At 46.7% G+C, this 13984-nt stretch carries 16 protein-coding genes; 9 read left to right on the top strand and 7 right to left on the bottom strand.

What is annotated here, in order from left to right; genetic code table 11:
• From KIO97_RS04515 to KIO97_RS04490, 6 genes are all read left to right on the top strand, one after another.
• A complete protein-coding gene (locus tag KIO97_RS04515; RefSeq protein WP_050906066.1) occupies positions 1-1671 on the top strand; it encodes a TolC family protein in 1671 nt (556 codons plus the stop codon).
• Complete coding sequence (locus tag KIO97_RS04510; protein ID WP_050906067.1) at positions 1671-1874, top strand: DUF1656 domain-containing protein; 204 nt, start codon at positions 1671-1673, stop codon at positions 1872-1874. The genes KIO97_RS04515 and KIO97_RS04510 overlap by 1 nt, the downstream gene beginning before the upstream one ends.
• 12 nt (positions 1875-1886) lie before the next feature.
• Positions 1887-2774 (top strand): HlyD family secretion protein, encoded by an 888-nt coding sequence (locus tag KIO97_RS04505; RefSeq protein WP_045383752.1) that lies wholly within the window; start codon positions 1887-1889, stop codon positions 2772-2774.
• A gap of 19 nt (positions 2775-2793) precedes the next feature.
• Positions 2794-3480 (top strand): potassium channel family protein, encoded by a 687-nt coding sequence (locus KIO97_RS04500; protein ID WP_005429340.1) that lies wholly within the window; start codon positions 2794-2796, stop codon positions 3478-3480.
• A complete protein-coding gene (locus KIO97_RS04495; protein WP_005429338.1) occupies positions 3473-4618 on the top strand; it encodes an AI-2E family transporter in 1146 nt (381 codons plus the stop codon). The genes KIO97_RS04500 and KIO97_RS04495 overlap by 8 nt, the downstream gene beginning before the upstream one ends.
• Positions 4619-4820: 202 nt before the next feature.
• Positions 4821-5489 (top strand): DUF2057 domain-containing protein, encoded by a 669-nt coding sequence (locus KIO97_RS04490; RefSeq protein ID WP_005429336.1) that lies wholly within the window; start codon positions 4821-4823, stop codon positions 5487-5489.
• Between the two features lie 64 nt (positions 5490-5553).
• On the opposite strand, the gene KIO97_RS04485 is transcribed toward KIO97_RS04490, so the two are convergent.
• From KIO97_RS04485 to KIO97_RS04475, 3 genes are all read right to left on the bottom strand, one after another.
• Complete coding sequence (locus KIO97_RS04485) at positions 5554-6390, bottom strand: DUF481 domain-containing protein (RefSeq protein WP_050906068.1); 837 nt, start codon at positions 6388-6390, stop codon at positions 5554-5556.
• A gap of 125 nt (positions 6391-6515) precedes the next feature.
• Entirely contained in the window at positions 6516-6959 is a 444-nt protein-coding gene (locus tag KIO97_RS04480) for an RDD family protein (protein ID WP_038891954.1), read from the bottom strand.
• Between the two features lie 121 nt (positions 6960-7080).
• Entirely contained in the window at positions 7081-7845 is a 765-nt protein-coding gene (locus tag KIO97_RS04475) for a ferredoxin--NADP reductase (protein ID WP_050906069.1), read from the bottom strand.
• Positions 7846-8054: 209 nt separating this feature from the next.
• Here KIO97_RS04475 and KIO97_RS04470 point away from each other — a divergent pair, with 209 nt between their 5' ends.
• Positions 8055-8507, top strand: coding sequence for a thioesterase family protein (locus tag KIO97_RS04470; protein ID WP_005529529.1), 453 nt, complete (start codon positions 8055-8057; stop codon positions 8505-8507).
• Between the two features lie 337 nt (positions 8508-8844).
• On the opposite strand, the gene KIO97_RS04465 is transcribed toward KIO97_RS04470, so the two are convergent.
• The gene (locus KIO97_RS04465; RefSeq protein ID WP_005429327.1) at positions 8845-9063 is read right to left on the bottom strand and encodes a VF530 family DNA-binding protein; all 219 of its coding nucleotides are present in this window, start codon (positions 9061-9063) and stop codon (positions 8845-8847) included.
• 133 nt (positions 9064-9196) lie between these two features.
• Here KIO97_RS04465 and KIO97_RS04460 point away from each other — a divergent pair, with 133 nt between their 5' ends.
• The gene (locus KIO97_RS04460) at positions 9197-10126 is read left to right on the top strand and encodes a LysR family transcriptional regulator (protein ID WP_010646831.1); all 930 of its coding nucleotides are present in this window, start codon (positions 9197-9199) and stop codon (positions 10124-10126) included.
• On the opposite strand, the gene KIO97_RS04455 is transcribed toward KIO97_RS04460, so the two are convergent.
• Together KIO97_RS04455 and KIO97_RS04450 are read right to left on the bottom strand one after the other, a co-directional pair.
• Entirely contained in the window at positions 10123-10413 is a 291-nt protein-coding gene (locus KIO97_RS04455) for a putative quinol monooxygenase (RefSeq protein ID WP_005429323.1), read from the bottom strand. The two genes, KIO97_RS04460 and KIO97_RS04455, sit on opposite strands and share 4 nt — an antisense overlap.
• Positions 10414-10528: 115 nt before the next feature.
• Entirely contained in the window at positions 10529-11695 is a 1167-nt protein-coding gene (locus KIO97_RS04450; protein ID WP_285381192.1) for a D-alanyl-D-alanine carboxypeptidase family protein, read from the bottom strand.
• Between the two features lie 256 nt (positions 11696-11951).
• Here KIO97_RS04450 and KIO97_RS04445 point away from each other — a divergent pair, with 256 nt between their 5' ends.
• Positions 11952-13247: an alpha/beta fold hydrolase gene (locus tag KIO97_RS04445; RefSeq protein WP_285381191.1), complete on the top strand. Its 1296-nt coding sequence runs from the start codon at positions 11952-11954 to the stop codon at positions 13245-13247.
• A gap of 92 nt (positions 13248-13339) precedes the next feature.
• Here KIO97_RS04445 and KIO97_RS04440 read toward each other — a convergent pair whose 3' ends face one another.
• Positions 13340-13828, bottom strand: coding sequence for a GNAT family N-acetyltransferase (locus KIO97_RS04440; RefSeq protein WP_152685173.1), 489 nt, complete (start codon positions 13826-13828; stop codon positions 13340-13342).
• Between the last annotated feature and the right edge of the window lie 156 nt (positions 13829-13984).

Raw genomic sequence — 13984 nt, 5'->3', positions numbered from 1 at the left:
ATGATGCTTCTAAAACTAACTAAACCAAGCCTCGCCATACTCTCTGTTCTCGGATTGAGTGCGTGTACAACTTTGGGTCCGGATTACGTCCACCCAGAGCAAACCGCCTTGCCAAGTGATTGGTCGGTAGAAAAAGCGACGCAAGACACACAGCAATCCGAGCAAAAACTGCAGCAGTGGTGGCAGCTGTTCAACGATCCAACGCTGAACCAACTGGTTGAGATGGCGAGCCAACAAAACCTCGATCTTGAGGCGGCGGGGCTACGTATCGTCCAAGCACGTTCACTATTGGGTATTTCCACAGGATTGCAATACCCACAAGTGCAAACCGTCTCCGGTAACCTAGCCAGAGCTTATGTGAACGACCAAGGTGTGAATAACGCTGCCTTGTCGTTTGACGCAGGCTGGGAAATGGACATCTGGGGCAAATATGCACGCGGCATTGAATCTGCCGAAGCGGGATACTATGCATCGATTGCGTCTTACCACGACATCATGGTGACCATCACTGCAGAAGTCGCGCGTAACTACATCAACTACCGCACTTTCCAAGAGCGTATTTTGCTCTCTCGTCGAAACATCGAGATCCAAGAGCGTGTGGTGAATATTACTCAGGTGCAGTTTGATTCAGGTAACGTAACTGAACTCGACGTTCAGCAAGCGAAGAACCAGCTCTTCAACACCAAAGCGGCACAGCCTTCTCTTGAAATCGCGATGAAACAATCCCGCACGGCATTAGCACTGCTTTTAGGCGTGCTACCGGAAGAGATGGAGAAGCTGCTGCAATCAGAAGGCTTCGCTCAGCGCATGGCGGATTATGAAAACCAGTTCAAATCATCCGGCAGAAAGCCTGCTTTATCAGGCAGTGATGAGCGCTCCATCGTACCTCGCCCACCTCGACTCGATGACAAAGTGGATGCGAGCTTAGTGATGCGCCGACCTGATCTTCAAGTATCAGAGATGCAGGCTCGCGCACAAAGCGCCAAGATTGGGGTCGCAGAAACCGCACTTTATCCGAGCTTTTCACTGTTCGGCTCAATCGGTATCGACAGCACAGTACCAGACGGTAGCAGCTTCAGTTTCAGTGACTCACTGACCATGGTCGTTGGCCCTACATTCAGTTGGAACATCTTCCAATACGGCCGAGTGAAGAACAACATCCGCTTCGAAGACGCACGCTTCCAAGAAACACTCACCAACTACAACAAAAAGGTGCTGCAAGCAGTTAATGAAGTGACCAACGCACTGGAAGCCTACGACTTGTATCTCGAGCAAAAATCACTGCGTCTGCAATCGGTCAACTCATCGATTCGCGCCTTCAACATCTCGATGACGCAGTACGAAAATGGTCAGATCTCTTTTGAACGTCTGCTTAACTCAGTAGAGAAAATGACCCGCGCAGAAGACAGCTACGCCACCATCAAAGGCAACGTTGCAAACCAAGTCGTCGCACTCTACAAATCACTCGGAGGAGGCTGGGAGGCTCAAACAGGCCAACCTTTCCTATCCGAAACCACCGCTAAACAGATGCAAGACCGCAGCGATTGGGATGGTCTGTTGGATGAGGAAGAACGCGTTCTGCCGCCACTTCGCCTTGACCAACCATCAGACAAAGCGCAAGCGGACGATGCCCAGAAAAATAGTGCTGAGCAAGATGAGGAGGTGCAGTAATGCCACACGAACTCTCTTGGGGTGATGTTTATTTTTCTCCGTTTTTGCTGGTGTTGATTCTTGCCGTCAACGCCACGTGGATAACGGTGATCATTTTAAACAAGACGCGCTTGTCTCGTTTCATTGCGTTTCCGTCTTTGACATTCATTGCCATCATGGTGTTTTACGTGGTGGCCATCGACAGTTTTTATATACAGTTTTAGGTGCCCAACAAGATGAAAAAACTACTCGTTATTGCACTCAATCTTGTCATTCTTGGTGGCGCGGCATGGCTGGGCTATCAGAAATTCGAAGAGTATTTTAACAACCCGTGGACCCGTGATGGTCAAGTACGCGCGAACGTTATCAAGGTCGCACCTCGTGTGTCTGGTCCTATCGTTAATGTTGCCGTTCTGGACAACCAAGAAGTAAAGCAAGGCGACCTGCTATTTGAGATCGACCCGACCACTTACGAAGTTGCCCTATCACAAGCGGAAGTGGCGTTGGAAAAAGCGATCGTCAGCTCTCGCGGTAAAAAGATCGAGTACGATCGTTTAAAAGACATTCGTGCCAAAGACCGCGGCGCAGTTTCTCACAAAGACCTCATCCGTCGTGAGATCACTTATGAAGAGTCCCTACTGCAAATCAAATCAGCAGAAGAACAGCTTAAATCTGCACGCCTAAATCTTGGCTACACCAAAGTTTACGCATCGGTCGATGGCTTTGTTTCTAACCTTGATATCCGTAACGGCACACAAGCCGTGGCAAACCAGCCGTTAGTGGCACTTATCGACAAACATAGCTTCTGGGTATTTGGTTTCTTCCGTGAGAGTCAATTGGCGCAAATCGCTCCGGGTAGCGATGCTCGTGTGACCTTGATGTCTCACCCAGACACACCAATCGACGCTACGGTGGACTCGATTGGCTGGGGTATCGCGCCTAAAGACGGCACGGTGGGTTACAACCTGCTACCAAACGTGAATCCGGTATTCCAATGGATTCGCTTAGCGCAACGTATTCCCGTTCGCGTTTCTCTACATGAATTGCCAGAAGGCGTTGACCTTCGCTTTGGCCTTTCTGCTTCCATCATGGTGATGAAAGACTCATCACAAGAACAAGAGTAGGAGTTCAAAGGGCATAACCATGGTTATTGGAAAAAAACTCAAAAATATCAATGAAGAAAACAACTTCTTCTATCTGACCCTAGCGCTTATCGGACTATTGATTGGCGGTGCGTTTGTTCAGGTTGTTGGAGAAGGAGCAATGGAGCATCTATTGCAAGGTTTCACCATCATCACCTTTATCGTCTGCATGGCGAGCTTGCGCTTTGACAAAAACTGGTCGCGCTTTCTCTACACCTTGCTTGGCACCTGGGTCGTAGTGATCGTCATCAAGGCCGTTCTGGGCATTAAAGAGATGGATGTGGTGATGCTTGCTCTTACCTTTGCGTTCTTCTTTGGTACGTTCAAATCTATTGCGCGACAAATTCTTTTCACTGGGCATGTGAACACCAACAAAGTGATTGGCTCAGTTGCCCTGTTTTTGCTGCTGGGTCTGATGTGGGCAATTGCTTACCTCATCCTTCTTGAGTTCTCTCCAAACTCCTTCACAGGGATGGAAGCCATCTCTTGGGGCCAGAACTTCTCAAATGCAGCGTATTTCAGTTTCGTCACCTTAACCACTCTAGGTTACGGCGACATCAGCCCTCTAACACCATTGGCCCAAGTCGTTGTGTATTTAGAGGCCATTGTAGGCGTGTTTTATATGGCGATTGTTGTTTCAAGTCTCGTCAGTTCCAACATTGAACATCAGGTAAACAAAAATGGATAAACAATCGGAAAAAAATGAGAGTAAGATTTTCATCAGTAACATGGTGGAATCTGCTATACGAATCGGCTTGATTTTAATCTTGCTGATGTTTACGTACGACATCATCAAACCTTTCATTCTTCCTGTGATTTGGGGTGCCATCATCGCGGTAGCATTGATGCCAATCTGTAAGAAGCTGGAAAGAGTGTACGGTGGAAAACGTGGTCTAGCCGCAACGACAATTGCATTGCTAGGTATCGCCCTTCTGGTGGCGCCTCTTGTCATGGTTTCGGGCTCTATTGTTGATGGTGCAACTCACGCACTTGAAGTACTGCAAAACGGCGACATCAAAATCCCTGGTCCAAAACCTTCTGTTGCTGAATGGCCTCTTGTCGGTGATAAGCTTTACGAAGTATGGACACTGTTTGCGACTAACTTAGAAAAAGCAATTCAAACCTTCATGCCACAAATCAAGTCGGGTCTAACGTCTCTGCTTGGCATGGTCGGTGGTGCTCTAGGTAGCTTGCTACTTTCTATCATTTCACTAGCGATTGCTGCTGGCTTTATGACTTACTCGGAGTCAATCGCCTCTGGCTTGCGAACCGTTGCTGTACGTACGGCAGGTGATAACGCGAAGAGTTGGACAACGCTTATTGCCGCAACCATTAAGAGTGTATTGCTTGGCGTAGTGGGTGTCGCTGCAATCCAAGCGCTATTGATTGGTGCAGGCTTCTTTATTTTTGGCGTTCCGGCAGCAGGCCTACTGACTCTGATTCTGATGATTCTTTGTATCGCTCAGCTCCCTGCACTGCTTGCTGTACTGCCAGTGGTTGGCTACATGTACATGACCAACGACACGAGCACAGCAACTATGTTTACGGTTTGGGTTGTGGTCGCAGCGCTGTCTGAGAACTTGTTTAAACCAATGTTGATGGGCCGCGGGGTTGATGTTCCAATGCCAGTGATTCTGCTTGGTGCAATCGGCGGTATGCTCTTCTACGGCATCGTTGGTCTGTTCTTGGGTGCCGTTATCCTAGCGATTTGGTACGAACTGTTCGTTTGGTGGTTGAGCATTGAGAAAGCACAACAGCAAGAAGAGAGCTTGCGAGAAGAGAAGGACGAAGCACAAGCCGAATCAGGACACGGCGCGGGCATTTAATCTTTATTAATCACCTCATCAATTGAAACAAACCGCTGCCTTTGCAGCGGTTTGCGCAACTAAGTTCACAGTTTCATTGTTTGCTATCCGATTAAAATGACGTTCTTGTTAAATTTTCAATCTTCTTACATTAGGGAGTTGCAATCAGACAATGAACGATGCACTCTCGATGACCACTAATACAGTGCTTAGGATAAAAACAATGAAATTGATCAAGCCTTTAACTTGCGCGCTTGCTCTGGCAATGAGTGGCATGGCTTTCGCGGATGTGACAGTAACCGTACCTGACGACGTTTCTATTTTGGCGGCTAACGGCGAGAAAGTGAAATTATCGGGTGGTTTCTTTGCTTCTGAACGTTCACTAACTCTACCAGATGGCGTTAACCAAGTTGTATTCCGTTACTCACCATACTTCAGCCAAGGCAATGATCGCCTAAGCGTGGAAAGTGACGTTATCGTAACTCGTTTCGACGCAGCGGACGCAGAACTAAGCCTACAAGTTCCTGAATACCGTGACCTTCGCCAAGCGGAAGACAAAATCAAAGACCTAGATTGGAAACTGATTGATGCTTCTGGCAACGCAATTGCAGTAGAGCAAGACAAGCTGATCAAGCCTGGCATGCAAATCGGTCGTGATTACGTGCGCGAAGTGGAAGATTACAATAAGACTGGTGGCGTAGCGGCAATCGGTGTTGCAACAGCAGCGGTTCAACCTGTAACACTTCCTGCAAAAATTCCAGCAGACATGAAGCAAACTAAGCCTGCGACAATGAAAGCAGATTCAACGGCTGAAGAAATGCTGCATTTCTGGTACCAAAAAGCGGACGCTGAGACACAAGCGCGCTTTAAAGACTACATCAACCAGCAATAAGGCCGTTGTGTAGTTAACGAAAGATTCAATGCAAAAAGCCACACTCGAGTGTGGCTTTTTTAATTCAGAATTTATACGCCAAGGTCAGCATTGGACCATAGAATCGGTAGGTAACATCGAGCGCGGACTTATCACTTTCATAGTCCACGCCGACTTCGTAATAGTTGAATGACCCCGTCATACTGAACTGATCGGTAAAGAAGTATTTCGCGCCAACATCGAGCTCTAATAAATAGCCCTCGATATCATCCACTGCGAGATAGAAAATCTGCGCATGACTTTTCAAGATCCAATCTTCATTCAGTGAGTATTCGGCTCGGATCCCTAGATCGGGCAAAGGCGCCGTAACATCATTCAATACCGCGTCATCGACGAACATCACTGGGATCTCATCAACGCCACTCACCTTTGCGCCAAGCTTGCCATCCAAGCCTAACGACAACCACATCACGTGCAAGCCTGCCAACACGTCCACGGCCCATTTATCGCTAGTATAAAACTGGTAACCATAGCCTAGGCGAGCGATATCGATATTCAGCTCTGTGGTCAGTTTTGAACCCGCCTGAACCGCATAAGTTGTTCCATTTATCGTGACCTCAAAAGGCTTAGTCACCGCCGTGCGAGTTGCCTCACGATGCAAACTACGCCAATCAACGTACATGCTGTGCTTTTTGTTGAAGTAATACTCTACTTCGACATAAGGCAGCACAGTGAACTCTTTCAAATCGAGATCTGATTCGAAATCAATGGTGCGAATTTTGTCGAGGTAAGGGTCGTAAGCGTTGAGTTTTGTATCAGTGCGAGAGAAAAAGCCACCCACTTCCACCTCCCATTCGCCAGCCATCGTAGCAAAAGAAGTGAGCGCCGCAAGGCACACTGCCCAACCTGCTTTTTTCATCATCCTTGAATCCTAAGCGATTGAATTTATGTCTGAAGTAAGTGTAGTTGTAGGAAGGGAGATATGAAAAGTTGACTCGATCGCAACTCTGAATGAAACAAAGATTGTAATGCAGGATAAGCGAGTTGCTAGCAATTGACGACTTTGGTGCCCGAAAGCATGTCGTGCAACAAACGTCGCTCTGGATGGCAAAAAAGCAAAACGATGTTCACTAGTGAAGTAAATGGTATAAGCATCTCAATCAAATAGCTTAGACACAATCGAAGTGAAGCAGTGACTTTCGTCGTATCGTGACCGTTCTTCATCACGACTTTAATACCAACGAGCCGCATACCTATGGTTTGCCCTTCCCTAAGCAAATTCCAATTCACTAGCATCAACATAGGTATGGTTAGCACATAGCTAGCCTTGGTATCTTTTACTAATTGAAGGTTTTCACTCAAGGAGAGTTCGAAGCCATTCACAAATGAATTGATGGTCAACGCGATCAGCAACACGAATCCCGTTACGATCATCAGATCGATGAAACCACCAATAATCCTTTGCTTTCTATTGGCAATAGAACGACTCATACCTAATCCCCTCAAATGCAAGCTGATGCATTCTAGGGACGAGATTGACCATGCTCAATTAAGAGACGTTATATTTGTGACGCTCTCTCAGAAGTGAGATGGTCTAACAATTAGTCATTGCTTACCAATATCTCTCGTAAATGATATTACCGCCCGTACGAGTTCGATATTTTTCTAACCCCAACTCTTGCAAAACAGGCGAGGTATCTTTGATCATCTCAGGATTACCGCACATCATCACGAAACTGTTTTCTTTAGAAAAAGGTAGGTCAGCACGATTAGCCAACTCTCCTGAAGCGATCAAGGCTGGAATACGACCTTGTAACTTATTCGGAGCATTTTCTCGGCTGACAATCGGCACGTAACGCAGGCGACCGTCATAGCGCTGCTGAAGCTGTTCGATCAAGTATTTGTACACCAAGTCCCTTTCATAACGCACGCCATGTACCAAAACAATATGGTCGCTGTGCGGCAACAAGTTGATGTCATCGAGTAAAGAAAGGAAAGGACCAATCCCCGTCCCCGTAGAAAGTAGCCAGAGATCATTGGCGTGTTTTGGGATGGTGTCGTGGACCAGATCGCCATGAGCGGTTTCACCCACATAGATGCTGTCGCCCGTTTGAAGCTGCTGCAGCCTTGGAGTTAGTTGCCCTTCTGGATTCGCAACAATTAAGAATTCAAGCCATTCAAACTGCTCACTAGGTGCATTTACCACCGAGTACGCACGGCTGATTGAGTTACCCTGTTCGTCGAGCAGAGCGAGTTTAGTAAATTGTCCGGCTTTGAAGGAGAGAGGCGCACCGGACACCCTTAAACTGAACAGCTCACCTGTCCAGTCGATTCGTTTTTCTACTCTGGCAAGATTGAAACCTTTCAGCTCTGTCATCGGACATCTCCTTTTGGTTGCACTTACTTAAACCTACGCCTCACAACTGACTATGTAAAGTTTTTAGTTTACAAAAACAAGCAACCATTCCATTTCACAATTTACATACAATTTTATTACAATTTAATCAGTTCCATCTAGAATAAATACTCAAAGTGATAAGTCGCTTAGCAAATTGCGGCAACGTCGATGAAAAAGGAACATAAGTAATGGATACGTTATTAAAAGAATTCCCGGTGATTACGGAAATCAAAGTCGCTTGGGGAGAGATGGACGCCCTGCAGCACGTCAACAATGCGGTGTATTTTCGTTACTTCGAGACCGCGCGTTTGGACTACTTCAACAAGATTAATCTATTGGTAGATTTGCAGACGTCTCACATCGGTCCGGTTTTAAGTGAAACCCAATGCCGTTACAAGCTGCCCGTTACTTTTCCAGATACGCTTTTGATTGGCTCACGCGTTATCGACATGCAAGACGATCGCATGACAATGGAATACCAAGTGCTGAGCAAGAAGTGGGGCAAGATTGTGACTGTCGCCACCGCCACTGGTGTGATGTTTGATTTTAAGAACAACGTGAAAGCCGCAATTCCAGACCACGTTCGCCAGTCGATTTTAGAACTGGAAAGCAACGTGGGCAGTACGCATCATTTGGAATAATAAAGAGGCGAGATGCGAGAGATTAGAATCGAGATTTCCGACTGCGCTCCTTCGTCGCTATCGGGAATGACGCAGAGGAACTCTTCCAGCCTACGCGATAAGAAAAGCTGTGTCATTCTAGCGAGCCAAGGCGAGACTAAGAATCTACTTACCGCTTGCTGCAGACCATAAAGCAATGAATAAACTCAATATATTCTGAGAGTAGATTCTGAATCACGCTCGTTCCTCGCTGTTCAGAATAACGGTTATCTGCCCTACAATACGAGCTCAGACGTCATTCCGGACGAGCCTAAGCGAGCCATCCGGAATCTCTCTTTTAGACGTGCACCAAATCCAATTAACAGAACGTCTCGATGTACAGCGCTTCCACCTTATCTCTCGCCCATTGCGTTTTACGCAGGAACTTCAACGACGATTTAATCGAAGGATCTTTCTGAAAACAATTAACACGAACGCGCTCATGCATTCCCTTCCACCCAAAGTGCTCAACTAAACGGGTAAGGATTTTTTCTAAACTCAACCCGTGAAGTGGGTTATTCGGCTGCTGTTGGCTCATGCTATTGATCCAGTAAAGTGAAGTTGCGCGCTAATCTAACTCAAACTCGCCGTGCAACCTAATGTTTTAGCCTTGAATTGCCCTGCAACTCTCCCCTATAGTAGCTCAAACTTCTTAAAAGCCCCTTTTCATTATGAAAGCCCTCAACGATCTGAATATCTTTGTCGAAACCGCACGCCAAGGCAGTTTTTCGAAAGCCGCCAACAGCATGGACATGACTCCAGCAGCGATCAGTGCATCGATCAAACGTCTTGAAGGGCAGATTGGCTTTCCGCTATTTGTACGCTCGACTCGCAGCCTGCGCCTAACCTCCGAAGGCGAACTGTTCCTAGATAAAACCACCCAAGCATTGGCAACATTGCAAGAAGGTTTGGATCAGATCTCAAGCGCGCGTGGTGAGCTATCAGGTCAATTGCACATCACGGCACCATCTGACTTTGGTCGTAACATGCTGCTTGATTGGGTGGATGAGTTTATCGAGCTCTACCCGAACGTCTCCATCAAGTTAGAGCTGTCTGACAGCTTGACGGATATGTACACCAAACCCGTCGATATCGCGATTCGATACGGTGAACCTGCAGATTCTAACTTAGTTGTGCTGGCATTATGCGGTGCGAACGAGCGGATCTTATGTGCCTCCCCAGAATACGTTGCGAGCAATCCAGAATTGACCAAACCAGAAGATCTCCACCAGCACAACTGCTTGTGTTACATGGTAGCGGACTCGGTTTACAACAAATGGACACTGACTCGTGAAGGTGAAACAGAACAGGTTGTCGTGAGTGGCAAGCTACTCAGTAACGACAGTGACTTATCCCATCGCTTAGCAATTAAAGGCAAAGGCATTGCCAATAAATCACTGATGGACATCAGCCAAGATTTGATTGAAGGAAGATTGGTACGCGTACTGCCTGAGTGGGATTGTGGTCCCGTACCTCTTTACATGGTGTGCGCTGATCGTCGATTGCTAACACCAACGATTCGTACTTTCCGAGATTTTATCCAAGAGAAATGTTGCCAGCAAAGGAAGTCTGTACTGACAACATTCTGTTCAGAGCGTTAACCAACGAACGTCATCGGTCGGATATGGGTGTACTCAAGTAGGCCGTTCTTTTCTAATGTAGAAAAACATTGGGCAATGTGAGGGCTTTGTAAGTGCTTGTCTAAAGCTTCTTGCGATGCCCACATTTCTTGGAACATAAACAGGCCTTCGATTTTTTCATCCAAATACAGCTCGTATTGGCAACATCCCTCTTCTTCACGAGTGGGAGCGAGTAGTTCAGTAAGTAACTGAGTCACCTGTTCAATATGGTCAGGAAAAGCTTTAATTTCTGCGACTAGATGGATCATTTTTTATCTCTTTGAGTGTGTTTCTATATTCCAACAATCTACTCCTTTCCACCCAAGAGAAAAATCGACCTAAGCGAATAACTTTTTCAAAATAAATTTGAAAATTTATCTGACGCTAATTAAACAACGATTTCACCCACAGCACCAAACTGTCCCATAAATTACCAATCCATGAGCCCTCTTCCACCGCTTGGTTACTTACCAACGGGTAGCTTGCTACTGTTTTATCGTCACTCTTCCACACGACTTTACCAACCACATCCCCTTTTGCGATGGGAGCAATCAACGGCTCATTCACGACCACGCTTTTATCTAAACCAGCGGTTAGAGAGCGAGGCAGCGTCAGGTACGCATCTTGAGCGAAGCCCAAATCAATCTCACTGACATCACCTTTCCATACTTTAGCACTCGCCTGAACTTCCCCCTGTTTTGCCACTTGTTTGGTGTCATAAAAGCGGAAGCCATAGCTGAGTAGATTCTTAGACTGGCTAATGCGTGACTGTTTGCTTGGCGTTCCCATCACTACCGAGATCAGTCGCATCTTTCCTTGCTTTGCAGAACTGACCAAACTGTACCCTGCATTGCTGGTGTAGCCCGTTTTGCCGCCATCGACATCCATCGATTTGTCCCACAACAGTTTATTGCGGTTGTATTGGGTGATCTTGTTCCACTTAAATACCTTCTCACTATAAAGCGCATAGACTTCGGGCACGTCATTGATGATGGATTGCATCAGCGTCGCCATATCATTAGGAGAAGTTTGAATGCCTTCGCTATCTAGACCATGCGAGTTAACGAAGTAGGTATCATTCAGGCTGAGTTTATCCGCCCAACCATTCATCAAGGCGACAAACGCCCCTTCACTACCGGCAACGTGCTCGGCTAGCGCCACACAGGCATCATTACCGGACTGGATGATCACGCCGCGCATTAGGTTAGCAACGGTGATTTCATCTTTGGGTTGGATAAACATTTTTGAGGAATCCGGGAATTTGGCCGACCACGCGTTTTCACTCACCGTCACTTTGTCGTCCCAATTGAGCCGCCCTGCTTTGATCTCTGTACCTACCACATAGGCCGTCATCAGCTTAGTTAAACTGGCAGGGGCTAATCCAGCACGCGCGTTTTGCTCCGCAATAATAGCGCCGGACTGAAAGTCCATGAGCACATAACCTTTTGCCTGCAACTGAGGCGGATTCGGCGTTACGACCGCCAGTGCGGGTGCGCTAAAGATCTGTAGTAATAAACAAGCAAGCGTAACTCGGGTTAGTGACGTGTTCATCAAGCATCCTCCATGGTCAATGACCGCCAAATGTCTCGTTTCATAAAAACTGATCAAGATGGTGATAAGACAGTGATTTCCAAACTTCACCTAACAGATCATAGTTCACTCAGTGCATACCAACACGGAAAGATCGAAGAGTTTCAGTTTTGATTGCCTTTCACGAGTCAAAAAGCGAGTTCTTACAACAAATCGGTTGTTTCTAATAAGGAATTCGATATCGTAAAGCGACTATAAACAAGGACAGACCATAACAATGAACGCTCAATCATTTATCGACGCAGGGTTGCATTACACGCCCCACTCGTTCACCGTGCCACTGGATTACCAAGATCTAAGCAAAGGCACGATAAGCGTCTTCGCTCGCTCCGTTTGTTTAGTCGGCGATGAAGACTCAGACAAACCGTGGTTAGTGTATTTTCAAGGCGGCCCGGGCTTCCCTTCTCCTCGTCCAAACGGAAACAACGGCTGGATCAAACGCGCACTGAGTGAGTATCGTGTACTGCTGCTCGACCAACGTGGCACAGGCAACAGCAGCGTGATTAACCACCAGACACTTGCACTCCTCACGCCGGAGCAACAAGCAGACTACTTAAGCCACTTCCGCGCCGACAGCATTGTTCGCGATGCGGAATTTATCCGCGAACAATTTGGCGTTGAGAAGTGGGCAATTTTGGGTCAGAGCTTTGGTGGTTTTTGTTCATTAACTTACCTATCGTTATTCCCAGGCAGCTTGCTGCAAAGCTATATCACGGGTGGTGTGCCTTCGGTTTCTCGTCATGCGGATGATGTCTATCACGCAACCTTCAAACGTACGATGGAGAAGAACCAAGCCTTCTTCCAGCAATTCCCACAAGCGCAGCAGCTGTGCCAGAACATTGCTAATCATCTGTTGGCGAATGAAGAGTTTCTGCCGAATGGTCAGCGTTTTACTGTCGAACAGTTCCAACAAATCGGGATTAACTTTGGCGTCAGTGATACCTTCTTGCCAACTTACTACTGGCTAGAAAGTGCGTTGATTGAGGTGCACGGTAAGCCTCAGCTTCGTTATGAATTCCTCAACGACATGCTGTCGCAACAAAACTTCCAGACCAATCCGATTTACGCGATTCTACACGAGTCGATTTACTGCCAAGGATTTGCTTCTCGCTGGAGCGCGCACCGAGTACGTCAAGAACACGATGCGTTCAACTACGAACAAGGCAAGCCGTTTTACTTCACTGGCGAAATGGTCTTCCCTTGGATGTTCGATCAATACGTAAACTTAAAGCCACTGAAAGAAGCGGCGGAATTACTGGCAGAGAAAGCCGATTGGACGCCACTATACGATGCGCAGCAACTGGCAAACAATAAGGTGCCTGTGAGCTGTGCCGTCTATGCCGACGATATGTTTGTAGAAATGGACATTAGCCGTGAAACACTCGCTGCAATACCGAACTCAAAAGCGTGGATCACCAACGAATATGAGCATAACGGTCTTCGCGCGGATGGCGAGCGCATTCTCGACAAGTTAATTGCGATAGGAAAACAGACCAAAGCGACACTGAAATAAGCGGCTAACGCTTAGAAAACCTAGATAGAAAAACGCCTCTTTATCACAAGATAGAGAGGCGTTTTTTGGTTCGATTCAGGTTTAAATTAGCGCTAGTCTTTGACTCGTTTAGTCATCATTTTGGTGATCACGCGGTAACCCATCTTATGGTAGAAATCTTCGCCTTCGTGATTAAATGACGCCACGGTTAAACCAATTTCTTCAATGTCTTGGTTGCATAAATCGCTCTCGATTTTATCCATCAAAGACAAACCAATACCTAAGTTTCGGTGGCTTTCAGACACCACCAACTCGTTGATATAACCGACGCGCTTTTCCGGAGAAAGCATCGAGTTAACCTCTCGAACGGCACCAGAGATAAAACCAACCACTTCTCGGTGTGAACAAGCAATAAAAGCCGTGATGCTGCCATCAAAGTATTTATCGAAGGTATTACGTTCCTCTCTGAGCTTTGCCATTTCCTCCGGTGAGCGGTAGAAGTCTGGCTCGGCCTCATAGTGGGAAGTGTCGAGTTCAACTAAGAGCGTTTTCAACAGTGGTACGTCTTCTTCTCTTAATCTTCTGATATGGAACTGTTGCATATTGAATTCCTTTGCCAACCGATCTGCATCAAGCACAGATCTTTGCTTCAACTGGTTATCGGATAAGAAGTTTTAGGAATGTGAAGCAAATCAACAGTACAAATTTCGACCATGCATGTCGAGTACGTTTTCTACACTTTTCTGGGTTTTTACTGA

The organism is Vibrio sp. B181a, from assembly GCF_030248375.1.
Lineage (GTDB): Bacteria > Pseudomonadota > Gammaproteobacteria > Enterobacterales > Vibrionaceae > Vibrio > Vibrio campbellii.
Note: the sequence above shows the minus strand (reverse complement) of the source record. Positions and strands in the feature narration are given on the sequence as shown.